Source organism: Streptomyces plumbidurans, from assembly GCF_019857225.1.
GTDB lineage: Bacteria > Actinomycetota > Actinomycetes > Streptomycetales > Streptomycetaceae > Streptomyces > Streptomyces plumbidurans.
In genome coordinates, this window is record NZ_JAFJSY010000002.1 from 101,787 (window position 1) to 125,499 (window position 23,713).

The following is a 23,713-nucleotide window of genomic DNA, read 5'->3' on the forward strand; positions in this document are numbered from 1 at the left end:
GGAACGACTGCCGTGCGAGGAGCGACGGCCGTGCGAGGAGCGACGGCGGAACTTCGGCACAAGGAACCTCGGCGGAACTACGGCGCCACCCATGCGTACAGATGCTCGGGTCTTCCCGTGTCGCCGTACTTGAGGGTGAGGCGGAGGCGGCCGGCCTGTTCGAGGTTGCGCAGGTAGCGCTGGGCCGTGGAGCGGCTGAGGCCCGTCTCCGCGGCCACTTCGTGGGCCGAGAGCGGGTGGTCGGCCTGGTGCAGTACGTGGCAGATCAGGTCGCTCGTCGGTTCCGAGTGGCCGCTGGGCAGGCCCGGTGCCGACGGCGTCGGAGAGGTGCGCAGGGCTCCGAAGATGCGGTCCACCTGGTCCTGGCCGGCGATGCCGCGGCCGCCGACCCGGTCGACGGTGCGGCGCAGGGCGGCGTAGGAGTCGAGGCGGGTGCGCAGCGCGGCGAAGGTGAACGGCTTGACCAGGTAGTGCAGTGCGCCGAGGCGCATCGCCGCCTGTACGGTCCCCACGTCGCTCGCCGCGGTGATCATGATGACGTCCGTGCCGTGGCCCTGTTCGCGCATGCGGTGGACGAGTTCGAGACCCGTCTGGTCGGGCAGGTAGTGGTCGAGCAGCACCAGATCGATGCCCCCGCGCTGCACGCTGCTCAGCGCCTGGGCAGCGTTGTGCGCCCGGTCGGCCACCCGGAAGCCGGGAACCTTTCCCACGTACTTGGCGTTGATCTCAGCGACGCGGAAATCGTCGTCCACGACCAGGACGTCAATCATCGGGCCTCTTTCTGTCAAGGCCTGGCGAACGTTTTTCGCCGGTGTATCGGCTCCGCAGTTCTAGCGCGAGCAAAACGAGCACAACAGGCTGTTGCAAGCAAAAGAACGGCATGTGCCCACAAGGCTGCTGCTGTGGCCCGGCCCACATCTACCGTCCCCGGCCATGAGCGCAGACACAAGCCCCGCCATCCAGCTACGGGGCGCGAGCAAGATCTTCAAGACCCCGTCGGGGGGTCTGCACACGGCCGTCAGGGAGCTGGACCTCACGGTCGGGCGGGGCGAGTTCGTGGCGGTCGTCGGTCCCACGGGCTGCGGGAAGTCGACCACGTTGACGCTGGTCAGCGGGTTGGAGGAGCCCACCGAGGGCGACGTTCTGGTCGCCGGGGAGCCGGTCAACGGCGTCGGTGACAAGGTCGGTTTCGTCTTCCAGCAGGACGCCACCTTCCCCTGGCGCACGGTCCTGTCCAATGTCATGGCGGGCCCGCGATTTCGCGGTGTGCCCAAGGCGGAGGCCAAGGAGAAGGCGCGCGAGTGGCTGGCCCGCGTCGGCCTGTCGGCCTTCGAGGACCGCTACCCGCACCAGCTCTCCGGCGGTCAGCGCAAGCGCGTGGCGCTCGCCGCGACCTTCGTCAACGATCCCGAGATCCTGCTGATGGACGAGCCGTTCTCGGCGCTCGACGTGCAGACCAGGGCGCTGATGTCGGACGAGCTGCTGGAGCTGTGGGCGGGCACGGGCGCCTCGGTCGTGTTCGTCACCCATGACCTGGAGGAGTCGATCGCGCTGGCCGACAAGGTCGTCGTGATGACCGCCGGTCCCGCCACCGTCAAGCAGGTCTTCGACATCGACCTGCCGCGGCCGCGCAAGGTCGAGTCCGTGCGCCTCGAGCCGCGCTTCATCGAGATCTACCGCGAGATCTGGGAGTCCCTGGGCGAAGAGGTCCGGATCACCCGCGAGAGGGGTGCCGCCAATGTCGCCTGAGGTGCTCAGTACGCCGGTCGTCGACACGGCCAAGACACCGGACCGCTCGCAGTCACGCGCGCGTGCCGCCCGTAAACGCAGAATCGTCGTCACGGTCGCGCGGGTGCTGCTCCTGGTCGCGGTCCTCGGCCTGTGGGAGGTGCTCTCGCGCACCAAGGCCATCGATCCGTTCAACTTCTCGATGCCCTCGAAGATCTGGGACCAGATCTGGACGTGGTTGACGCACGGGACCGCCATCGGATCCCTGGGCGAGCAGATCTGGTACACGCTCTACGAGGCGCTGCTCGGCTGGGTCTTCGGTGTGATCGCCGGTGTCGTGGCCGGCATCGTCCTCGGGCGGATCGTCTTCCTCGCCGATGTCCTTGGTCCATACATCAAGGTGCTCAACTCGATCCCCAGGATCGTCCTTGCCCCGATCTTTGTGATCTGGTTCGGGCTCGGTCCGGCCTCGAAGGTCGCGTCGGCCGTCGTCCTGGTCTTCTTCCCCGTCTTCTTCAACGCCTTCCAGGGCGCCCGCGAGGTCGACCGCAACCTGGTCGCCAACGCCCGGATCCTCGGTGCCAGCGACCGGCGGGTGACGCTCCAGGTGGTCATCCCTTCCGCCACCTCGTGGATCTTCACCAGCCTCCATGTCAGCTTCGGCTTCGCCCTCATCGGCGCCATCGTCGGCGAGTACATCGGCGCCACCAAGGGCGTCGGCCTGCTCATCGCGCAGTCGCAGGGCACCTTCAACACGGCCGGCGTGTACGCGGCGATGGTCATCCTCGCCGTCGTGGCTCTGGCCGCCGAAGGGCTGCTGACGTTCGCCGAGCGCCGCATCTTCCGCTGGAAGCCGGCGAGTTCCGGAAGCTGACCACCGGGCAGTTCTCCTCACCCCGCGGTCCACCCCGCCCCACAGCCCCTCCACTTCTCCCCGCACCGCCCTCTCACAAGGACGTGAACGTCATGCGCAAGTCCGTCAGATACAGCACTCTGGCCGCTGCCGGTCTGCTCGCCGTCTCCTCCCTCACCGCCTGCGCCAACGACGCGGCGAGCACCACCTCCACCGGCTCGGGCGGCAAGGGGGACGGCAAGGGGACGAAGGTCAAGATCATGGTGGGCGGCCTGGACAAGGTCATCTACATGCCCGCGATGCTCACCCAGCGGCTCGGCTACTTCGACGCCGAGGGCCTCGACGTGGAACTGCTGAGCGAGCCGGCCGGCGTGCAGGCCGAGACCGCGCTCGTCTCGGGCCAGGTCCAGGGGGCCGTCGGCTTCTACGACCACACGCTCGACCTGCAGACCAAGGGCAAGTCCGTGGAGTCGGTCGTGCAGTTCTCGCAGGCGCCCGGTGAGGTGGAGATCGTCTCCAAGAAGGCGGCCGGTGACATCAAGTCGCCCAAGGACTTCAAGGGCAAGAAGCTCGGTATCACCGGTCTCGGGTCCTCGACCGACTTCCTCAGCAAGTACCTCGCCGTCAAGAACGGGGTGAACGTCAACGAGTTCACACCGGTCGCCGTCGGAGCGGGACAGACCTTCATCTCCGCGCTCCAGAAGGGCTCCATCGACGCCGGAATGACGACGGACCCGACCGTCGCCACGATCCTGGACAAGAAGGAGGGCAAGGTCCTGCTCGACATGCGGACCCCGGAGGGGTCCCAGCAGGCGCTCGGCGGCCCGTACCCGTCGTCAAGCCTGTACATGCAGACGGACTGGGTCAACGGTCACAAGGACACCGTCCAGAAGCTGGTCAATGCATTCGTCAAGACGCTCAAGTGGATGTCCACCCACAGCTCGGCGCAGATCGCCGACAAGATGCCCGCCGACTACTCGCAGGGCAACAAGCTCCTCTACGCCGCCGCCATCGAGAGCACGCTGCCGATGTTCACGGACGACGGAGTGATGCCCAAGAACGGTCCCGAGACCGTCGAGAAGGTGCTCAAGGCGTTCAACCCGAACATCAAGAACGCCAAGGTGGACCTCAGTAAGACATTCACCACGGAGTTCGCGGAGAAGGCCAAGGGCTGAGTCCGTATCTACGAGGGGGCACGGCCCCTTCCCCCGCCCCCACGGGCCGTGCCCTCAGGCGCGGGTCGCCCACACGTAACGGTGTTCAGGGCGGCCCGCGTCGCCGTATTTCAGGGTGAGCCGGGCCCTGCCCGTGCGCTCCAGGAGCTTCAGATAGCGCTGGGCGGTCTGGCGGCTCACCCCGGTCCGCTCGGCGATCTCGTGGGCCGACAGCGGGCCTTCGGCGTTCATCAGGGACCGGCGTACCAGCTCCGCGGTGGTGGGGGAGTGGCCCTTGGGCAGCCCCGGCTCCGAGGAGGCGGACAGCGCGCCGAAGATGCGGTCCACCTCCGCCTGCTCCGCCTCGCCGCCGCCGTCGAGCGTGCGCCGGAGCTTCGCGTACGCCTCCAGCTTGGTGCGCAGGCCCGCGAAGGCGAACGGCTTGACCAGGTACTGCAGCGCCCCGTGCCGCATCGCCGCCTGCACGGTCGCCACGTCCCGGGCCGCCGTCACCATGATCACGTCGGTCTGGTGACCGCGGCGGCGCATCTCCCGGACCACCGCCAGGCCCGTCTCGTCCGGCAGATAGTGGTCCATGAGGACCAGGTCGAGGTGGGGCAGCGACTCCAGCTGACACAGTGCCCCGGCGGCGCTGTGCGCCTCGCCGGCGACGTGGAAGCCCTCCACCTTCTCGACGTAGGCCGCGTTGACGGCCGCGACCCTGGTGTCGTCGTCCACAACCAGGACCTCGATCATCGCGACTCCTCCTCGACCGACGTCTCCACGGGCGCGGTCAGGGCGGGCTCCGGTGCCGGCTCGGTCAGCGCCTCCGGCAGGACGACGGTGAACTCCGCGCCGCCGCCGTGCGCCTCGCCCACCGACGCGGTGCCGCCCTGCCGCTCGGCGAGCCTGCGCACCAGCGAGAGCCCGATGCCGCGCTTGCGGTGGGCCGGCTGCTTCTTGGTGGACCATCCGTCGGCGAAAACCAACTCCCGCTGCTCCGCGGGGATTCCGGGCCCCGTGTCGCGCACTCTGAGCACGGCCGTACGTCCTTCGGCGCGCAACTCGATCTCCACGCGCGCGTGCAGGGTTCCGGCGACCGCGTCGAGCGCGTTGTCCACCAGGTTCCCGACGACGGTCACGAGCCCGCGGGGATCGATCAGCCGGTCGGGCAGCCGCGTCCGGTCCGAGACCCACAGGGCGACGCCGCGCTCCGCCGCGACCGTCGCCTTGCCGACGAGGAGCGCGGCGAGCAGCGGGTCCTGGATCTTCTCCGTGACCTGCTCCGCGGTGGCACGGTGGTCGCCGACCACCTCTCCGACGAAGTCCACGGCGTCGTCGTACATCTCGAGTTCGAGCAGCCCGAGGAGTGTGTGCATGCGGTTGGCGTGCTCGTGGTCCTGGGCGCGCAGGGCGTCGATCAGACCGCGCGTCGAGTCGAGTTCCCGGCCCAACTGCTCCAACTCGGTGCGGTCGCGCAGGGTGGCCACCGCGCCGCCGTCGTCGGTGGGCATGCGGTTGGCGATCAGGACGCGCTGACCGCGGACGGTGAGCAGGTCGGTGCCGGTCACCCGGCCGCCCAGGATGTCGGCCGTGCGACCCGCGCCGAGCGCCTCCTCGGGGGACCGGCCGATGGCCTCGTCGTCGATGCTGAGCAGGCGGTGCGCCTCGTCGTTGAGGAGGCGGATGCGGCCCGAGCGGTCCAGTGCGACGACACCCTCGCGGATGCCGTGCAGCATCGCCTCGCGCTCCGCGAGCAGCGCCGAGATGTCCGAGAAGGCCAGGTCGCGGGTCTGCCGCTGGACCCGTCGCGAGATCAGCCAGGCGGCCAGCGCACCGACCGCCAGGGCGCCGCCGGCGTAGGCGAGCAGCTCGGGGATCGCGCCGATGAGCTCGGCCCGCACACTGTCGTACTTGATCCCGACCGACACCGCCCCGATGATCCTGCCGCGGGAGTCCCTGAGAGGCACCTTGCCGCGGGCCGAGCGGCCGAGGGTGCCCTTGTCTATCTCCATGACCTGCTTGCCGGCCAGGGCGTCGCTGGGGTCCGTGGACACGATGTGCCCTATCTGCGACGTGGTCGGGTGCGACCAGCGCACCCAGTTGCGGTCCAGCACCACGATGTACTCGGCGCGCGTGGCCCGCCGGATCCGCTCGGCCTCCTTCTGCACCGGGCCGGTTTTGGTCGGCGGGGTGGTGAGCAGGCCCTTGGCGATCTGCGGGTCCGCGGCCGTGGTCTCGGCGATGGCCAGCGCGCGGCGCATCGCCTCCTGGTCCAGCTGCTTGCTCAGCGGGGCGAGGAACAGTCCCGTCGCGAGCACGGCGACCCCGGCGGCGATCACCACCTGCATCAGCAGTACCTGCGAGAACACCCGCTTCGGCAGACCGAGGCGCCGACGGCGTGCGGGGGGAGTGGGGCTCATACCCAAGACGGTACGTGGACGTGCCGGGACCGCCGTAGGGGGTGTGGCATGGATCTCTTGATCAATGCTGAGTCGTGCAGGTCAAGCCTTGATCGACCGCGTCAACCGGCGAGCGCGGAGGCCCTCAGCTCGTGCACCGCCAGGACCTCCATGCGCGCGGGCGAGCCCAGGGCCGAGGTCCCGCAGCTCTCCGGGCGGGGCGGAAGGGACGCGCCCTGGGCGACATCGACGCTCCAGCGGCGTCCGTCCGCGTGGGCGACGGTGACCCGCCAGCGTGGTGCGGACCCGCTCGTCGCCTCGACGCGCAGAGCATCCACCGCGTACTCGCCGACCGCCGTCCGTACGGCCAGCTCGGCCGCCTGGCCGGGCCGCTCCCAGGCGGAGCTCCCGCGGCAGCCCTCCACCACGACCCGCCCCTCCCGGACGCCGTGCAGGACCTCCTTGACGGCGTGGGCCTCGGCACGGCCGTACGCGTATCCGTACGGCAGGACGAGCACGGTGGGCGAGAAGCGATGGCCACCCAGATGAGTGACCTCCCAGACGCCCTCCACCTCGGACGCGGCGAGCTGGGCCGCGAGCGGACGGCCCAGCAGCGCGCAGCAGCGGTCCCGCTTGCCGTTCGTGCAGACGAGGGCCAGCGGCCCGCCGGAGTGCGGCCGGGCACCGAGCACCGCGTCGAAACTCCGGTGCTCGCCCCTGCCGAGCGCGGCGAAGTCCAGGTCGAGCAGTGCCCGGGGATCGTCGGCCGTGGCGGAGTGCAGCCATGCGCCGCCGGGGTCGGTGTGGGCCGCGTAGACCTGCCGGGCGGCGGGCGTACCGCAGTCGGCGTGCCGTCCGGGGCGGCGGATCAGTGCGATCCGTACGCCGGTTCCCTTCGCGGCCGCCTCCAGCGCACGGCCGAGTGCGGGATCGAGGTGGCTCGACGTGAGCGCCTTGGCGCCCCAGGGGCCCGGCTGCTCCAGCAGCAGCCAGGTCCGCGCGGTGGCGGCGGTGCCCGCGATCGGCTCGTCGAGCGCCTGGGAGGCGGTTGAGCACGTACTCACACAGGTGAGCCTAACCTGACTCGGCTCGACGCGACTCCCCGGCCGTCCTCGTGTCCCGCTACGGCAGCGGCAGCGGCAGCGGCTGGGGCTACGGCAGCGGCTGGGGCTCCGGCAGAGGCTGCGGCGGCCTGGGGCCCACGTAGTGTCCGCTCGGCCGCATGCGCAGCGGGCGCTCGCCGTACTCCTCCAGCGCATGGGCGATCCAGCCCGCTGTACGGGCCACGGCGAAGATCGTCTCGCCGGCCGTGGCGGGCATGCCGGCGGAGGCGGTGAACACGGCCAGGGCCAGGTCGACGTTGGCGTGCAGCGGAGTGTGCCGGGCCGTGGTGGCCACGATGTCGCGGGCCGCCGCGAGGGCGGGAGCGGCGCGGGGGATCCCCTCCAGGAGGCCGAACAGGGCACGCGCGCGTGGGTCCTCGCCGGGGTAGAGCCGGTGGCCCAGCCCCGGGATGCGACGGCCCGCCCGCAGCTCCTCCGCGATCACGGGGGCCGCGTCGCCCTCGTCGAGTACGTCGAGCAGCAGCCGGTGGGCGAGCCCGCTGGCGGCGCCGTGCAGCGGTCCCTCCAGCACGCCGAGCCCGGCGGATACGGCCGCGTAGGCGTGAGCCCGTGCCGAGGCGGCGACGCGCACCGCGAGGGTCGAGGCGGCGAGGTCGTGGTCGACGAGGAGGGCGAGAGCCGTGTCCAGTACGCGCAGCGAGTCCTCGTCGGCGTCCCGGCCGCTCAGCCGCGCCCACAGGCGCTGGGCCAGCGGACCGTCGCCGCTTCGGCGGCCACGGCGCGTCGGCAGGGCGGCGACCAGGGTGGGAATCAGGGCGCGCGCGGTGCCGAGGACGGCGTCTTCGGAGAGGTCGAAACGCAACGGGTCCGCCACCGCGGCGGCGATCGCCGCGACCCGCAACCGGTCGGTGGGGCCCGTGTGTTCGGGCAGTGCGTCGACGGCCCGGCGGGCGGCGGTGACGGAGGCCTCCGGTGCGGTGAACGTGACGCCGGGGCGCAACTGACCGGTCCACAGCCACTCGGCGACCTCTTCGTAGGTGTGGCGAGCGGCCAGTTCGGTGGCGTCGACACCCCGGAAGTAGTACGCGTCCGGCTCGATCAGGGTGATCCGGGTCCGGACGGACAACTCGCCTCCGGAGGCCGAACTCCCGCTGCTCTCACGCCTGTTGCGCCTCGCGAGCGCCTCCACTTCCTGGGCGTCGAAGGTGCTGCCCCGACCGCCGGGCACCCGCCGACTGGTGAGCTGACCGCGGCTCACGTACGCGTACACGGTCTCGGGTTTCACGCCCAGCAGTTCGGCGGCTTCCTTGGTGGTCAGCCGCTGGTCGGCGTGAGGGGAGGGGGGCTCTTGGTCGCGCATGAGGGTCACCGTAGCGGCACAGCGATGCATGGACAGGGCGCGTTGATGGACATTGATTCAATCAATATTGACAGAGAAATAGTCAAGCATGGACAGTCGAATCAAGTTCAGGGAGGAAACATGTCCGTCAACAGGTCAGCCGCGGCCACCATCAATGTGCCGCGTGGGCTCGCCGGTGTCGTGGTCACCGACACCGAGATCGGCGACGTCAGGGGGCTCGAGGGCTTCTACCACTACCGCCAGTACTCGGCCGTCGAACTCGCGCAGACCCGCGGTTTCGAGGACGTCTGGCATCTCCTGGTTCACGGCGACCTGCCGGACGCGGCGCAGCGCGCGGAGTTCGCCTCCCGTACGGCGGCACTGCGGAGGCTGCCGGACGAGGTGCGGGCGGTGCTGCCCGCGATCGCGGCGGCGAGCGGCGGGTCCGGGCCGCTGGCCGGGATGCGGACCGCGTTGTCGCTGCTCGGTGCGGCGAAGGGGTTCCGTCCGGTGTACGACATCGACGCGAGCGAGCGGCGCCGGGACACCGTTGCGGCCGCCGCGGCCGTACCGACCCTGCTCACGGCGCTGCACCGGCTGGGCCGGGGACTTGATCCCGTGGAGCCGCGGGACGACCTGTCCTACGCGGCCAACTACCTGTACATGTTGACGGGTTCGGAACCGGACGCGGCGCGGGCCCGGGCTGTCGAGCAGTACTTGATCTCAACCATTGATCACGGTTTCAATGCATCAACCTTCACGGCGCGCGTCATCGCGTCGACGGGGGCGGACGTGGCCGCGTGTCTCGTCGGGGCCGTGGGGGCGCTGTCGGGTCCGCTGCACGGTGGTGCGCCCAGCCGCGCGCTGGACACCCTGGACGCGATCGGCACCCCTGACCGCATCGACCCCTGGATCCGCGAACGCGTCCTCGCCGGCGACCGCATCATGGGCTTCGGCCACGCCGTCTACCGCACCGAGGACCCCCGCTCCCGCATGCTGCGCGAGGTGGCGCAGGGCTTCGGGGGGCCGCGCGTGGAGTTCGCCGTGGAGGTCGAGCGGCGGGTGGAGGAGATCCTGGCGGAACTGAAGCCGGGGCGGGAACTCCACACGAACGTCGAGTTCTACGCGGGCGTCGTCATGGAGCTGTGCGGCCTGCCCCGCGAAATGTTCACCCCTACCTTCGCGGCGGCCCGCGTGGTGGGCTGGAGCGCGAACATCCTGGAGCAGGCGGAGGACCGGAAGATCATCAGGCCGGTGGCGCGGTATGTGGGGTTGCCCGCCCCGCAAGCAGTCCCCGGGGCTGCCTGAGCATAGGCCGTGCGACTGTTTCTGCGAGCGAAGAGGGCCGCCGCATAGCTCTTGGCGCCGGGCCCGAAAGTTGTCCTGAAACGACTGTGAGGTCCGACACCGATCAGGTGAGGACCTCACGGAAGCTGTTCCAACGGGCCGTCTGTACGGCCTCCTAAGCCCCGTGGACGCGGGGCGGGACGCTGTGGCGTCCGTCAAAGGGGGTGTGGGGACCTGCTGAGACCCCTGTGTCCTACTGTGTGCGTTCGCGCCGGAAGCGACTTTCGGCCTTGATCGGCCAGTCAGGCGTCGGGAATGTCGTTCTTGGCGCGAACCAGGGTCTGGCGGTCGATGATCACGATGCGCTCATAGTCCGCTCGCGCGGCGTCAGCGGGCAGATTCCCGTCCAGGGACTGCGTGGCGTCTGTGCCGATAATGGCGAAATTTCCATCACTGAGCTCAAAGATGTCTGGACAGGTCTGTCCTGACATGCTCCCCCGGGCCGTGGGAGGGACGCCAATTCTGCGGACGATCTTCAACGAAGGTTCCATTCGGGTGAGTTGTGTTGCGCTTGTGTCACATAGGACACGAAGGCGCACGCCAAAAGTAATCATCACCGTGCGAAGACACGAAGAATTTCAGCCACAAGGCGGTGTACTGATGGCCCGAATGGGACGCCTGGCGCAAAGTGTGCTGCCGGAAAGCTCAGGCGACCCACCAGTGGTCGTTCTCGTCGTCGGCCCGCGCGACGATCTCGTCGACATGCCGGGCGAGCAATCGTTCCTGCGAATCGCTGGGCAGGCTTTCCCGGTGGTGCTGTGTGGCCTGCCAGTAATCACGGAAGATCGCGCTCTGACAGATGCCGCGCATGTGGCCGAGGGCTTCGTCGAGGTCCACGGTGCCCATGCGGTAGGCGTGCAGCAGGTTGCCGTACAAGGCGTTGGCGAAGAGGTACTGCTTCAACTGCGCCGGGCTGATCTCCATCTCGTAGGTGTCGAGCACCGCTGCCAGGTCAGGGTCCTGAACTGCCTTGCACAACAGGTCGAAGTGGAGCCGGTGCTTGTCCGTCATGTCGGCACGCCGATGGTGCTCGCGCTGCTCCTCCTGCATCTGTTCGAGGCGGGCGAGCAGCGCCGTCTCCTCGCGTAGACGCTGGGCAGTCGCTGCCACGAGAGCCCCCGCTACGAAGGCCAGTCCTGCCGCGGCAGCAGAACTCAGCCCCCTCATTCCATGTGTGGACATGTCAACCCCCGAATCAAACGGCCGTCCGCCGGTCGTCGGGGTGCGGGTCGACTGTTGGGGGACCGGCGAGCGGTGGGCGGCGCTTGCCGTCTCCCAGGATGCCGAGCGGCTCTGATCGGCAGGGAGGCGGAGAGGCGGCGCACGGAGGGAAGCGAGGGTCGCACACTCCGGCGCCTTGCCCAACGGATGCCCCGGAAATGCCGCTAACAATCGTTCACTCAGCGGTGATTGTTTCCGGCTCGTATCCTGGTCCGGCATTCACATCTCGCGCGTGCGCCGCCCTCGCGATCCGGCGCACGAGGAAGCGTGGAAGAGAGCGTGGAAGAGGTCGTACGTTGAGTCAGCCGAGCCGTAGCAGCTCCCGGCAGATCCCCGTCGTCGTACTCGCCGGATTCCTGGGTTCCGGCAAGACCACCTTGCTCAACCACCTCCTCCACCACAGCGGTGGCAGCCGTATCGGCGCCGTCGTCAACGACTTCGGCGCCATCGAGATCGACGCCATGGCCGTCGCCGGCGCGCTCGGGGACTCCACCGTCCCCCTCGGCAACGGGTGCCTGTGCTGCGCCGTCGACGTCAGTGAACTCGACGGTTACCTGGAGCGGCTCGCCCGGCCCTCCACCGGCATCGACGTCATCGTCATCGAGGCGAGCGGTCTCGCAGAGCCGCAGGAACTCGTGCGCATGGTGCTCGCCAGCGAGCTTCCGAACATCGTCTACGGCGGACTCGTCGAAGTCGTCGACGCCGCCGAGTTCGACGACACGCGAGCCAAGCACCCCGAGATCGACCGGCATCTCGCGTTCGCCGACCTTGTCGTGGTCAACAAGCTCGACAGAGCCGAGGACCACGAGCGGCTCCTCGGGCTCGTCCGCTCCCTCGTCGACCGTGCCGCGGTCGTTCCCGCCTTCTACGGCCGGGTCGACCCCGAGTTCCTCTTCGACTGCCGGCCCAGCGAGGAGCGCGTCGGGCAGCTGTCCTTCGACGACCTGCATGAGCACGGCAACGGCAGCGGGCACCACGCCGACCGACACCACCTGCACACCACGTACGACAGCCTGGACTTCACCTCCGAAGTACCCATGGATCCGCGCCGGTTGATGGAGTTCCTCGACAGCCGGCCCGAGGGGCTGTACCGGATCAAGGGGTACGTCGACTTCGGGGCGTGCGACGTCCTGAACCGGTACGCCGTACATGCCGTGGGGCGCTTTCTGCGGTTCTATCCCGAGCCCTGGCCCGGTGACGCGGGCGACGCACGCCTCACGCAGCTCGTCCTCATCGGCTCCGGCATCGACGCGCCCGCCCTCGCCAAAAGGCTCGAGGCGTGCAAGAGCGACGCCCCGGCCCCACACACCGACGACGAGGCCGGAATCTCCGGCATGTGGGGCGTCCTTCGCTTCGTACAGGACCCGGACGGGCCGGATCCCGACGAGCCTCCTCGGCCCGAGGAGCCTCCTCGGGATACGGACGGGCGGGATTCCGTCGAGCCCGGTCCTGGCGACGTCTAGACCGGTCCCGCCACCACCGACACCGTCTTCGGCAGTGACACGCCCGAGCCGTCGCGCCGTGGATCGATGTCAGGGAGTTCCGCCGGAGTGCCGTTCTTCTGGGCCGCCTTGGCCGGTACCGCGCCCGCCCAGGCCAGGGAGAGGCAGTCCTCACCCTTGAGGAAGCGCTGGCAGCGGACGCCGCCGGTGGCGCGGCCCTTGCGCGGATACTGGTCGAAGGGGGTCAGCTTGGCCGTCGTCTGGACGGAGTCGTCGAGGGTGCCGCGCGAGCCCGCGACCGTGAACACGACCGCGTCGGCCGCCGGGTCCACCGCCGTGAAGGAGATGACCTTCGCGCCCTCGGTGAGCTTGATGCCCGTCATGCCGCCCGCGGGACGGCCCTGGGGGCGGACCTGCGCGGCCTGGTAGCGCAGCAGTTGGGCGTCGTCGGTGATGAAGACCAGGTCCTCCTCACCGGTGCGCAGCTCGACCGCGCCGACGATCCGGTCGCCCTCCTTGAGGGTGATGACCTCCAACTCCTCCTTGTTGCTGGGGTAGTCGGGGACCACACGCTTGACCACGCCCTGTTCCGTGCCGAGGGCGAGGCCGGGGGAGGACTCGTCGAGCGTGATCAGGCAGACCACCGTCTCGTCGCCCTCCAGGGAGACGAACTCCGCAAGAGGCGCCCCGCCCGAGAGGTTCGGTGCCGAGGCCGTCTCGGGGAGCTGCGGCAGGTCCACGACGTTGATGCGCAGGAGGCGGCCTGCGGAGGTCACCGCGCCGATCTCGCCGCGAGCCGTGGCCGGGACCGCCGAGATGATCACGTCGTGCTTCACGCGCCTGGCCCCGGCGTCCTCCGGGAAGGGCTCGCCGTTCGCCGTGCGGGCCAGCAGGCCCGTGGAGGAGAGCAGGACCCGGCACGGGTCGTCCGCGACCTGCAGCGGCACGGTGGCGGCCGGGGAGCCGGACGTCTCCAGCAGGACCGTACGCCGCTCGGTGCCGAACTTCTTGGCCACCGCGGCCAGTTCGGTGGAGACCAGCTTGCGCAGCTCCGGGTCCGACTCGAGGATCCGGGTCAGCTCCGCGATCTCGGCGTTCAGCCGGTCCTTCTCCGACTCCAGCTCGATGCGGTCGTACTTGGTCAGACGGCGCAGCGGCGTGTCCAGGATGTACTGGGTCTGGATGTCCGACAGGGAGAAGCGCTCCATCAGGCGCTCCTTGGCCTGCGCGCTGTTCTCGCTGGAGCGGATCAGGCGGATGACCTCGTCGATGTCGACGAGCGCCGTCAGCAGGCCCTCCACCAGGTGCAGCCGGTCGCGGCGCTTGGTGCGGCGGAACTCGCTGCGGCGGCGCACGACCTCGAAGCGGTGGTCGAGGTAGACCTCCAGCAGCTCCTTGAGGCCGAGCGTCAGCGGCTGGCCGTCCACCAGCGCGACGTTGTTGATGCCGAAGGACTCCTCCATCGGCGTCAGTTTGTACAGCTGCTCCAGGACGGCCTCCGGCACGAAGCCGTTCTTGATCTCGATGACCAGGCGCAGGCCGTGCTCGCGGTCGGTGAGGTCCTTGACGTCGGCGATGCCCTGGATCTTCTTCGAGCCGACCAGGTCCTTGATCTTGGCGATGACCTTCTCGGGGCCGACCGCGAAGGGCAGTTCGGTGACGATCAGGCCCTTGCGGCGGGCGGTCACGTTGTCGATCTCGACCGTGGCGCGGATCTTGAAGGTGCCGCGGCCCGTCTCGTACGCGTCGCGGATGCCGGACAGGCCGACGATGCGGCCGCCGGTGGGCAGGTCGGGGCCCGGGACGAGCTTCATCAGGGTTTCCAGATCCGCGTTCGGGTGGCGGATCAAGTGGCGGGCCGCCGCGACGACCTCGGAGAGGTTGTGCGGCGGCATGTTCGTCGCCATGCCGACGGCGATGCCCGAGGAGCCGTTGACCAGCAGGTTCGGGAAGGCGGCGGGCAGGGCCACCGGCTCCTGCTCCTGGCCGTCGTAGTTGGGCGCGAAGTCGACCGTGTCCTCGTCGATCGACTCCGTCATCAGGCTGGTCGCGGCGGCCTGCCGGCACTCCGTGTACCGCATGGCGGCCGGCGGGTCGTCGTTGCCCAGCGAGCCGAAGTTGCCATGCCCGTCCACGAGCGGCACGCGCATGGAGAAGGGCTGGGCCATGCGCACCAGGGCGTCGTAGATCGACGCGTCGCCGTGCGGGTGCAACTTGCCCATGACCTCGCCGACGACGCGGGCGCACTTCACATAGCCGCGGTCGGGGCGCAGTCCCATCTCGTTCATCTGGTAGACGATGCGCCGGTGCACCGGCTTGAGGCCGTCCCGGGCGTCGGGCAGGGCTCGGGAGTAGATGACCGAGTACGCGTACTCGAGGAAGGAGCCCTGCATCTCGTCTACGACGTCGATGTCGAGGATCCGCTCCTCGTACGAGTCGTCGGGCGGCGGGGTCTTCGTGCTGCGGCGGGCCATCGCTGCCGGCTCCTCTTTTCTGGTCGCTCGCCTTCGGGTCGCGCCCCTTCGGCTCACTCTTGCCTGAAGCGTGAACGAGATCTGACGCGGACCATTGTGGACCGCGGCACTGACAACGCGGGCCGGGCCCCGGTGCGGGCGGCCCCGCCCGGCGCTCGGAAGCTCACCTCGCCGCGGCAGTCCGCAGGTTACGCGATCCGCTGTGGGCGTATGTCGTCCGGGAACTTCGCCCACCCTCCGCACGCTTGCATACAGTGGCAGGACCGGCAGGAAAAGCGCGGTTCGAACCACCGCACCCGCGATCGAAGGGACGTACATGCCCATGGGTCACACGGCCACAGACCAGGCAGGCACCGGGGGCCTGACAGCGACCGAGCACCGCCTGGCCAACGGCCTGCGCGTGGTGCTCTCCGAGGACCACCTGACCCCGGTCGCGGCGGTGTGCCTCTGGTACGACGTCGGCTCGCGCCACGAAGTCAAGGGGCGTACGGGCCTGGCTCACCTTTTCGAGCACCTGATGTTCCAGGGCTCCGGGCAGGTCAAGGGCAACGGCCACTTCGAGCTGGTGCAGGGCGCGGGCGGCTCGCTCAACGGCACCACCAGCTTCGAGCGCACCAACTACTTCGAGACCATGCCCACCCACCAGCTGGAGCTCGCTCTCTGGCTGGAGGCCGACCGCATGGGCTCCCTGCTCGCCGCCCTGGACGAGGAGTCCATGGAGAACCAGCGGGACGTCGTCAAGAACGAGCGCCGCCAGCGCTACGACAACGTCCCCTACGGCACGGCGTTCGAGAAGCTCACCGCCCTCACCTATCCCGAGGGCCACCCCTACCACCACACCCCCATCGGTTCCATGGCCGACCTGGACGCGGCGACCCTGGAGGACGCGCGCGCGTTCTTCCGCACGTACTACGCGCCCAACAACGCGGTCCTGTCGATCGTCGGCGACATCGACCCGGAGCAGACGCTCGCCTGGGTGGAGAAGTACTTCGGCTCCATCGCCTCGCACGACGGCAAGCCCGCCCCGCGCGACGGCTCGCTGCCCGACGTGATCGGCGAGCAGCTGCGCGAGGTCGTCGAGGAGGAGGTCCCGGCGCGCGCCCTGATGGCCGCCTACCGGCTGCCGCACGACGGCACGCGCGCGTGCGACGCGGCGGACCTCGCGCTCACCGTCCTCGGCGGCGGCGAGTCCTCCCGCCTCTACAACCGCCTCGTGCGGCGCGACCGTACGGCCGTCGCGGCCGGGTTCGGACTGCTGCGGCTGGCCGGGGCGCCCTCCCTGGGCTGGCTGGACGTGAAGACCTCCGGTGACGTCGAGGTGCCGGTCATCGAGGCCGCCATCGACGAGGAGCTCGCCCGGTTCGCCGAACAGGGACCGACGGCGGAGGAAATGGAGCGCGCCCAGGCCCAGTTGGAGCGCGAGTGGCTGGACCGGCTCGGCACGGTCGCGGGCCGCGCCGACGAACTGTGCCGGTTCGCCGTCCTGTTCGGCGACCCGCAGCTCGCCCTGACGGCCGTCAAGCGCGTCCTTGAGGTGACGCCCGAGGAGGTCCAGGAGGTCGCCAAGGCGCGCCTGCGCCCCGACAACCGCGCGGTGCTCGTCTACGAGCCCGTCTCACCGGAGGCCGCCGAGGACGCGAGCCCCCCGGAGGACCCCGAGGCCGAGGCCACGGTCGAAGCCGGCGACGACAACGAGGAGGCGGCCAAGTGACCGAGCTCGCCACGATGGAGTTCCACCCGCAGCCCCAGGCGGGCGAGGCCCGGCCCTGGGCCTTCCCGGCCCCCGAGCGCGGCGCGCTCGGCAACGGCCTGACCGTCCTGCGCTGCCACCGCCCCGGCCAGCAGGTCGTCGCGGTCGAGGTGTTCCTGAACGCCCCCCTGGAGGCCGAGCCGGCCGCCGTCGAGGGCGTCGCCACGATCATGGCGCGGGCCTTCTCGGAGGGCACCGACAAGCACTCCGCCGAGGAGTTCGCCGCCGAGCTGGAGCGCTGCGGGGCCACCCTGGACGCGCACGCCGACCACCCCGGCGTACGACTGAGCCTCGAAGTCCCCGCCTCCCGCCTCGCCAAGGCGCTCGGCCTGCTCTCCGACGCCCTCAGGGCGCCCGCCTTCGCCGACAGCGAGGTCGAGCGGCTGGTCCGCAACCGCCTGGACGAGATCCCGCACGAGCTGGCCAACCCCTCGCGCCGCGCCGCGAAGGAGCTCTCCAAGGAGCTGTTCCCGGCGACCTCGCGCATGTCGCGCCCGCGCCAGGGCACCGAGGAGACGGTCGAGAAGATCGACGCCGAGGCCGTACGCGCCTTCTACGACCGGCACGTCAGGCCCGCCACGTCCACCGCGGTCGTCGTCGGCGACCTCACCGGCATCGACCTGGACGCCCTGCTCGCCGAGACCCTGGGCTCCTGGACGGGCTCCTCGGCCGAGCCCCGTCCGGTGCCGCCGGTGACGGCCGACGACACCGGACGCGTGGTGATCGTGGACCGCCCCGGCGCCGTCCAGACGCAGCTGCTGATCGGCCGTATCGGCGCCGACCGGCACGACCGCGTGTGGCCCGCGCAGGTGCTCGGCACCTACTGCCTGGGCGGCACCCTCACCTCGCGCCTGGACCGTGTCCTGCGCGAGGAGAAGGGCTACACCTACGGAGTGCGCGCGTTCGGCCAGGTCCTCAGGTCCGCGCCGGACGGCACCGGTGCCGCGATGCTCGCGATCAGCGGTTCCGTCGACACCCCGAACACGGGACCGGCGCTGCAGGACCTGTGGACGGTGCTGCGCACGCTCGCCGAGGGCGGTCTGACCGACGCCGAGCGCGACGTCGCCGTGCAGAACCTCGTCGGGGTCGCGCCGCTCAAGTACGAGACCGCGGCGGCCGTGGCGAGCACGCTGGCCGACCAGGTCGAGCAGCACCTCCCGGACGACTACCAGGCGACGCTGTACCGGCAGCTCGCCGAGACCGGCACCGTGGAGGCCACCGCGGCCGCCGTGAACGCCTTCCCGGTGGACCGCCTGGTGACGATCCTGGTCGGCGACGCGGCGCAGATCAAGGAGCCCGTGGCGGCGCTGGGCATCGGTGAAGTCACCGTGGTGTCCGCGGAGTAGGGCACGCGCGCGTGGGAGCCCTGGTGACTGATGCGTCACCAGGGCTCCTGTATGTCCGAATTGAGGGAGAGTTGCCTGTCTGCCCTGTGGCATGCGCTACAAAAGCCCTGATCCGTTTGGGAATTGAAGGCGGCCCTGCTTAGCGTCGTCCGGGCTGTTCGTCAGGCAGTGCGCCGCAACCGCGGCACCGGACAGTCATCGCCGAGTCCCCGTACGGCGCGAGCCAGGGGAGCCGGGGACACACGCAGTCCCTGGGGTGAATCGGACGCCCGCGCGCAAGCGAGGGGGTCCGTAGGAGACCTTCCTGCTCCGAACCCGTCAGCTAACCCGGTAGGCGAGAGGGAAGGAAAGGACCAGCCAGTACATGGCGTTCATGTGCGCCACGGGGAAGCACCGTCGTCCCGGCAGGATGAAGCGCGGCACCGTCCAGGCGGCCGGCGTGGCGGCCATCGCCACCACCGGCATCGTCGGAGGCCTCGCGGCCCCCTCGTTCGCCGCCGAGAACTCGGTCGGCAACTCTGCCGAGAACTCGATCGAGCAGACCGGACTCAACCCCGTCATCACCATCGGCAACACCATCGCCGACAAGATCGACGCCCAGGCCGAGGCCCAGAAGAAGGCCGCCGAGGAGACCGCCCGCAAGAAGGCGGCCGAGGAGGCCGCCCGGCTGAAGGCCGCAGCGAAGGCCAAGGCGGAGCGCGAGGCCAAGGAGCGCGCCGCCCGTGCGGCCGAGCGCCGGCGCCTGAACAGCTTCGTCGCCCCGATCTCCAACTCGTACGTCTCGACGGGTTACAAGACCGGCGGCTCCCTGTGGTCCTCCGGCAGCCACACCGGCATCGACTTCCACGCCGCGAGCGGCACGAGCGTCCACGCGGTCGGCGCCGGCACTGTCGTCCAGACCGGCTGGGGCGGCGCCTACGGCAACCAGATCGTCATCAAGATGCACGACGGCAGTTACACCCAGTACGGCCATCTGTCGTCCATCGGCGTCTCGGTGGGCCAGACGGTCACCCCGGGACAGCAGATCGGCCTGTCCGGCTCCACCGGGAACACCACCGGACCGCATTTGCACTTCGAGGCCCGAACGACGCCCGAGTACGGCTCGGACATCGACCCCGTCGCCTACCTGCGCTCGCACGGCGTGAACGTCTGACGACACCCGAGCGATCTCTGCGAGGCCCCGGCTCCCGAGCCGGGGCCTTTCGCTGTTTCCACCATCTCGCTGACTCGCTGTCCCACGCCCCAATGTCCCACTGTCCAAAAAATATCCATGGATTTGGGCCCGCCGTCGGAAATTTCCGCGCCGTGCAATAGAGTCACGGAACACGCGTCAATCGTCGGCGTTTCGCGGGGATTAAGTCGGAGGTCGGTCATGCGTATTCCGGCGCACTCGGTGTGCACGGCGATCCGGGACGACATCGTCTCCGGTGTCCACGAGCGCGGCGGCCGGCTCACCGAGGAACTCCTCGCCCGCCGCTACGGCGTCTCGCGAGTCCCCGTGCGCGAGGCGCTGCGCACCCTGGAGGCGGAGGGTTTCGTGGTGACCCGGCGGCACGCGGGCGCGTGCGTGGCGGAACCGACCGAGCAGGAGGCCGCCGACCTGCTGGAGATGCGCATGCTGCTGGAGCCGCTCGCCGCCTCCCGGGCCGCGCAGCGGCGCACCGAGGCGCATCTGAAGGTGCTGCGTGGTCTGGTCAGACTGGGCCAGGAGCGCGCCAGGAAGGGCAGCAGCGAGGATCTGCGCTCCCTGGGCGGCTGGTTCCACGAGACGCTCACCCAGGCCTCCGGCAGCCCCGCGCTGACCTCGATGCTGACCCAGCTGCGGCACAAGATCGCCTGGATGTACGCCGTGGAGGTGCCCGCCGATCCGGCGGAGTCCTGGACGGAGCACGGTGCGATCGTCGACGCGGTGGCCCGCGGGGACAGCGAGCGCGCGCGGGCGGTGACGGCGCTGCACACCGAGCGCTCCAGCGCGGCCCACCGGCTGCGCTTCACCCCCGGCGCGGTCCGCGCCGACCGTGTGAGGACCTCGCAACATGCCGTAAACGTGACGGGCCTTCAGCATTAACATACGCGCCGTATACAAAGAGCAGTAATTTCCTCGGGGGATATTTCTTGCTGCCCTCGATCGGAAATTCGACCGGCGTCGGCCGAGAATTCCGGCGTCCGGCTCGGGAAATACGAAGGGCCCGCCCGGTGAATTCGGACGAGCCCTTCCGCGGTACCGCGGGTGCCGCGATCAGACGGTCTCGGGCAGTTCCTCCAGGCCCTCGGCGACCAGCTTGGCCAGCCGGTCCAGGGCGGCGTCCGCGCCCTCGGCGTCGGAGGCGAGGACGATCTCCTCGCCGCCCTGGGCGCCGAGGCCGAGGACGGCCAGCATGGAGGCCGCGTTGACGGGGTTGCCGTCGGCCTTGGCGATCGTCACCGGGATACCTGCGGCCGTGGCGGCCCGGACGAAGATGGAAGCGGGGCGGGCGTGGAGACCCTCGGCCCAGCCGACGTTGACGCGGCGCTCAGCCATGTGATGCTGCCCTTCGGTGTTCAGGGTTGTCTAGACCAGTTTCCCACAACGTGAAGCATGCCCGGAGCGGTACTGCGCCCGTCCGGGGCGGGGTGTCGGGCCGCGGCCTCGGCCCGACGTGCGTCCTTGCCGAAGTTCCCGGCGGACCGCACCCGGCGGACCGCCGTTTCTGCACAGACGTTTCTCCACAGACTGCCTCGCGCCGTTGTCGTACGCGAGCCGTAACCTGGGCCCCATGCAGACCTCGTCGGACCGGCACGAGTATCCCGCCCACTGGGAGGCCGACGTGGTGCTGCGCGACGGCGGCACCGCACGCATCCGCCCCATCACCGTCGATGACGCCGAGCGCCTGGTCAGCTTCTACGAGCAGGTGTCGGACGAGTCGAAGTACTACCGCTTCTTCGCGCCCTACCCGCGACTGTCCGCAAAGGACGTCCACCGCTTCACGCACCACGACTTCGTGGACCGGGTGGGACTCGCGGCCACCATCGGCGGCGAGTTCATCGCCACCGTACGCTACGACCGCGTCGGCGCCGACGGAACGCCCGCGTCCGCACCCGCCGACGAGGCCGAGGTGGCCTTCCTGGTCCAGGACGCCCACCAGGGACGCGGCGTCGCCTCCGCCCTGCTCGAACACATCGCGGCGGTCGCCCGCGAGCGGGGCATCCGCCGCTTCACCGCCGAGGTGCTCCCCGCCAACGCCAAGATGATCAAGGTGTTCACGGACGCCGGGTACACCCAGAAGCGCAGCTTCGAGGACGGCGTCGTACGCCTGGAGTTCGACATCGAACCCACCGACCGCTCGCTCGCCGTGCAGCACGCGCGCGAGCAGCGCGCAGAGGCGCGGTCCGTGCGGCGCCTGCTGATGCCCGGCTCCGTCGCCGTCGTCGGCACCGGCCGCACCCCCGGCGGCGTCGGCCGCAGCATCCTCGACAACATCCGGGACGCTGGCTTCACCGGATCCCTGCACGCCGTGAACCGGGCGCTCCCCGAGGACGTCAAGGAACTGGACGGTGTCCCCGCGTACCGCTCGGTGCAGGACATCGACGGACCCGTCGACCTCGCGGTGGTCGCCGTGCCCGCCGAGCAGGTGCCCGAGGTCGTCACCGAGTGCGGCGAGCACGGCGTGCAGGGGCTCGTCGTCGTCTCCGCCGGGTACGCCGAGAGCGGGCCCGAAGGACGCGAGCGCCAGCGCGAACTGGTGCGGCACGCGCGCACGTACGGCATGCGGATCATCGGGCCGAACGCCTTCGGCGTCATCAACAACTCGCCCGACGTCCGGCTGAACGCCTCCCTCGCCCCCGAGCTGCCCCGCCCCGGCCGCATCGGCCTGTTCGCCCAGTCCGGCGCCATCGGCATCGCGCTGCTGTCCCGGCTGCAGCGCCGCGGCGGCGGGGTCACCGGCGTCACGGGCGTGTCCACCTTCGTGTCGTCCGGCAACCGCGCGGACGTGTCCGGCAACGACGTGCTCCAGTACTGGTACGACGACCCGGACACCGACGTCGTCCTCATGTACCTGGAGTCCATCGGCAACCCGCGCAAGTTCACCCGCCTCGCCCGGCGCACCGCCGCCGCCAAGCCGCTGGTCGTGGTGCAGGGCTCCGGTTCCGCGCCGCAGGGTCACGCCGTACGGGCCACCCGGCTGCCGCACGCCACGGTGTCCGCGCTGCTCCGGCAGGCCGGCGTGATCCGCGTGGACACCATCACCGAACTGGTCGACGCCGGGCTGCTGCTGGCGCGGCAGCCGCTGCCGACGGGCCCGCGCGTGGCGATCCTCGGCAACTCCGAGTCGCTCGGACTGCTGACCTACGACGCCTGCCTCTCCGAGGGGCTCAGGCCGCTCAGGCCGCTGGACCTGACCACCGAGGCCTCGGCGGGCGACTTCCACGCCGCCCTGTCGCGGGCGCTCGCGGACGACGCGTGCGACGCGGTCGTGGTGACGGCGATCCCGGCCATCGGCGAGGGCTCACCGGGCGACGCGGAGCTCGCGAAGGCGCTGCGGTCGGCCGCCGAGCAGGTGCCGGGCAAGCCGGTGCTCGTGGTCCACGTGGAGCTGGGCGGACTCGCCGAGGCGCTGTCGGCCGCGGCCAGCACCGCACCGAAGCCGGACGCCCGGGCCTCCGGCACCCGCAGGCTGCGCCCCTCGCAGCAACTGCCCCCACCGGTGCGGACCGAGGAATCCGCCGCCTCCGAGGCCGGCCCCCGCCTCATCCCCGCCTACCCCGCCGCCGAGCGCGCCGTCCGCGCCCTCGCCGAGGCCGTGCACTACGCCCAGTGGCGGCGCGAGGCCGCGGAGCCCGGCAGGGTGCCCGAGTACGAGGACATCGACGAGAAGGGCGCCGCCCGCCTCATCGACGGCATGCTCGCGCGCGGCCAGGGACTCACCCTCGGAACCGAGGAGATGCACGAACTGCTCGGGCGGTACGGCGTCGCCGTGCGCAAGGCGGTTCCCGCGTTCACCCCGGACGACGCCGCGCGGGCCGCCGCGGACGTGGGCTACCCGGTCGCCCTCAAGGCCACCGCCCCGCACCTGCGCCACCGCGCCGACCTGGGCGGCGTACGGTTGGATCTCGCCGACGAGGAGCAACTGCGGCGGGCGTACGCCGAGTTGACCGAGCTGTTCGGCAAGCCCGAGGAGCTGCGGCCGGTGGTGCAGCAGATGGCGCCGCGCGGCGTGGACACGGTCGTGCGGGCCGTGATCGACCCGGCGGCCGGAGCAGTGCTGTCCTTCGGGCTCGCCGGAGCTGCCTCCCAGCTGCTCGGCGACATGGCGCACCGGCTGGTTCCGGTCACCGACCGGGAGGCGGCCTCCCTCGTCCGGTCGATACGGACGGCGCCGCTGCTGTTCGGCTGGCGCGGCTCGACCCCGGTCGACACCCCTGCGCTGGAGGAGCTGCTGCTGCGGGTGTCACGGCTGGTCGACGACCACCCGGAAGTGGTGGCGGTGACCCTGGAGCCGGTCGTCGTCGCACCGCACGGCCTGAGCGTGCTAGGCGCCTCGGTCCGCCTGGCGCCGCCCCCCGCCCGCGACGACCTCGGCCCGCGCACGCTTCCCGTCTACTGAGACCTGTA

General features: G+C 70.5%; 19 protein-coding genes and 1 riboswitch. Of the genes, 10 read left to right on the top strand and 9 right to left on the bottom strand.

Annotation, left to right across the window (positions count from 1 at the left end; all coding sequences use genetic code 11):
- Positions 1–77 precede the first annotated feature (77 nt).
- Positions 78–770, bottom strand: coding sequence for a response regulator (locus JYK17_RS01940; protein ID WP_108007272.1), 693 nt, complete (start codon positions 768–770; stop codon positions 78–80).
- 163 nt (positions 771–933) lie between these two features.
- Here JYK17_RS01940 and JYK17_RS01945 point away from each other — a divergent pair, with 163 nt between their 5' ends.
- From JYK17_RS01945 to JYK17_RS01955, 3 genes are all read left to right on the top strand, one after another.
- Positions 934–1,749 carry an ABC transporter ATP-binding protein gene (locus JYK17_RS01945; RefSeq protein ID WP_108007270.1) on the top strand — a complete coding sequence of 272 codons (816 nt, stop codon included), beginning with the start codon at positions 934–936 and terminating at the stop codon, positions 1,747–1,749.
- A complete protein-coding gene (locus tag JYK17_RS01950) occupies positions 1,739–2,602 on the top strand; it encodes an ABC transporter permease (protein WP_108007268.1) in 864 nt (287 codons plus the stop codon). The genes JYK17_RS01945 and JYK17_RS01950 overlap by 11 nt, the downstream gene beginning before the upstream one ends.
- 92 nt (positions 2,603–2,694) lie before the next feature.
- On the top strand, positions 2,695–3,756 hold the full coding sequence (locus JYK17_RS01955) for an ABC transporter substrate-binding protein (protein ID WP_108007266.1): 1,062 nt from the start codon (positions 2,695–2,697) through the stop codon (positions 3,754–3,756).
- A 54-nt stretch (positions 3,757–3,810) separates the two neighbouring features.
- Here JYK17_RS01955 and JYK17_RS01960 read toward each other — a convergent pair whose 3' ends face one another.
- The 4 genes from JYK17_RS01960 to JYK17_RS01975 all read right to left on the bottom strand — a co-directional run bounded on the left by JYK17_RS01960 (position 3,811) and on the right by JYK17_RS01975 (position 8,561).
- Positions 3,811–4,491: a response regulator gene (locus JYK17_RS01960; RefSeq protein ID WP_222809627.1), complete on the bottom strand. Its 681-nt coding sequence runs from the start codon at positions 4,489–4,491 to the stop codon at positions 3,811–3,813.
- The gene (locus JYK17_RS01965) at positions 4,488–6,158 is read right to left on the bottom strand and encodes an ATP-binding protein (protein WP_222809628.1); all 1,671 of its coding nucleotides are present in this window, start codon (positions 6,156–6,158) and stop codon (positions 4,488–4,490) included. Before JYK17_RS01965 ends, JYK17_RS01960 begins: the two co-directional genes overlap by 4 nt.
- 101 nt (positions 6,159–6,259) lie before the next feature.
- Positions 6,260–7,201 carry a ferredoxin family protein gene (locus JYK17_RS01970; RefSeq protein ID WP_222809629.1) on the bottom strand — a complete coding sequence of 314 codons (942 nt, stop codon included), beginning with the start codon at positions 7,199–7,201 and terminating at the stop codon, positions 6,260–6,262.
- Positions 7,202–7,289: 88 nt separating this feature from the next.
- The gene (locus JYK17_RS01975; RefSeq protein WP_108007258.1) at positions 7,290–8,561 is read right to left on the bottom strand and encodes a citrate synthase; all 1,272 of its coding nucleotides are present in this window, start codon (positions 8,559–8,561) and stop codon (positions 7,290–7,292) included.
- A 120-nt stretch (positions 8,562–8,681) separates the two neighbouring features.
- Here JYK17_RS01975 and JYK17_RS01980 point away from each other — a divergent pair, with 120 nt between their 5' ends.
- Positions 8,682–9,848: a citrate synthase/methylcitrate synthase gene (locus JYK17_RS01980; protein ID WP_222809630.1), complete on the top strand. Its 1,167-nt coding sequence runs from the start codon at positions 8,682–8,684 to the stop codon at positions 9,846–9,848.
- A gap of 281 nt (positions 9,849–10,129) precedes the next feature.
- On the opposite strand, the gene JYK17_RS01985 is transcribed toward JYK17_RS01980, so the two are convergent.
- Positions 10,130–10,366, bottom strand: a complete 237-nt coding sequence (locus JYK17_RS01985; RefSeq protein WP_108007254.1) for a hypothetical protein — start codon at positions 10,364–10,366, stop codon at positions 10,130–10,132.
- Between the two features lie 166 nt (positions 10,367–10,532).
- The gene (locus tag JYK17_RS01990) at positions 10,533–11,069 is read right to left on the bottom strand and encodes a DUF6082 family protein (RefSeq protein WP_219917649.1); all 537 of its coding nucleotides are present in this window, start codon (positions 11,067–11,069) and stop codon (positions 10,533–10,535) included.
- A 335-nt stretch (positions 11,070–11,404) separates the two neighbouring features.
- On the opposite strand from JYK17_RS01990, the gene JYK17_RS01995 reads away from it, so the two are divergent.
- Positions 11,405–12,571 (top strand): CobW family GTP-binding protein, encoded by a 1,167-nt coding sequence (locus tag JYK17_RS01995; protein WP_222809631.1) that lies wholly within the window; start codon positions 11,405–11,407, stop codon positions 12,569–12,571.
- On the opposite strand, the gene JYK17_RS02000 is transcribed toward JYK17_RS01995, so the two are convergent.
- Positions 12,568–15,024, bottom strand: a complete 2,457-nt coding sequence (locus tag JYK17_RS02000) for a DNA gyrase/topoisomerase IV subunit A (protein WP_108007248.1) — start codon at positions 15,022–15,024, stop codon at positions 12,568–12,570. The two genes, JYK17_RS01995 and JYK17_RS02000, sit on opposite strands and share 4 nt — an antisense overlap.
- Positions 15,025–15,340: 316 nt before the next feature.
- Between JYK17_RS02000 and JYK17_RS02005 the strand changes: the two genes are divergently transcribed.
- The 4 genes from JYK17_RS02005 (at position 15,341) to JYK17_RS02020 (ending at position 20,188) form a co-directional block, all read left to right on the top strand.
- A complete protein-coding gene (locus JYK17_RS02005) occupies positions 15,341–16,735 on the top strand; it encodes a M16 family metallopeptidase (RefSeq protein ID WP_108007246.1) in 1,395 nt (464 codons plus the stop codon).
- Positions 16,732–18,120 (top strand): M16 family metallopeptidase, encoded by a 1,389-nt coding sequence (locus JYK17_RS02010; protein WP_108007244.1) that lies wholly within the window; start codon positions 16,732–16,734, stop codon positions 18,118–18,120. The genes JYK17_RS02005 and JYK17_RS02010 overlap by 4 nt, the downstream gene beginning before the upstream one ends.
- A 189-nt stretch (positions 18,121–18,309) precedes the next feature.
- A riboswitch (cyclic di-AMP (ydaO/yuaA leader) is annotated at positions 18,310–18,472 on the top strand.
- Positions 18,473–18,484: 12 nt separating this feature from the next.
- Positions 18,485–19,273, top strand: a complete 789-nt coding sequence (locus JYK17_RS02015; RefSeq protein ID WP_108007242.1) for a M23 family metallopeptidase — start codon at positions 18,485–18,487, stop codon at positions 19,271–19,273.
- Between the two features lie 219 nt (positions 19,274–19,492).
- Positions 19,493–20,188 carry a GntR family transcriptional regulator gene (locus JYK17_RS02020; RefSeq protein ID WP_222809632.1) on the top strand — a complete coding sequence of 232 codons (696 nt, stop codon included), beginning with the start codon at positions 19,493–19,495 and terminating at the stop codon, positions 20,186–20,188.
- 171 nt (positions 20,189–20,359) lie between these two features.
- On the opposite strand, the gene JYK17_RS02025 is transcribed toward JYK17_RS02020, so the two are convergent.
- Entirely contained in the window at positions 20,360–20,641 is a 282-nt protein-coding gene (locus tag JYK17_RS02025) for an HPr family phosphocarrier protein (protein WP_007385204.1), read from the bottom strand.
- A 235-nt stretch (positions 20,642–20,876) separates the two neighbouring features.
- On the opposite strand from JYK17_RS02025, the gene JYK17_RS02030 reads away from it, so the two are divergent.
- Positions 20,877–23,705, top strand: coding sequence for a bifunctional acetate--CoA ligase family protein/GNAT family N-acetyltransferase (locus JYK17_RS02030; protein ID WP_222809633.1), 2,829 nt, complete (start codon positions 20,877–20,879; stop codon positions 23,703–23,705).
- Positions 23,706–23,713 lie beyond the last annotated feature (8 nt).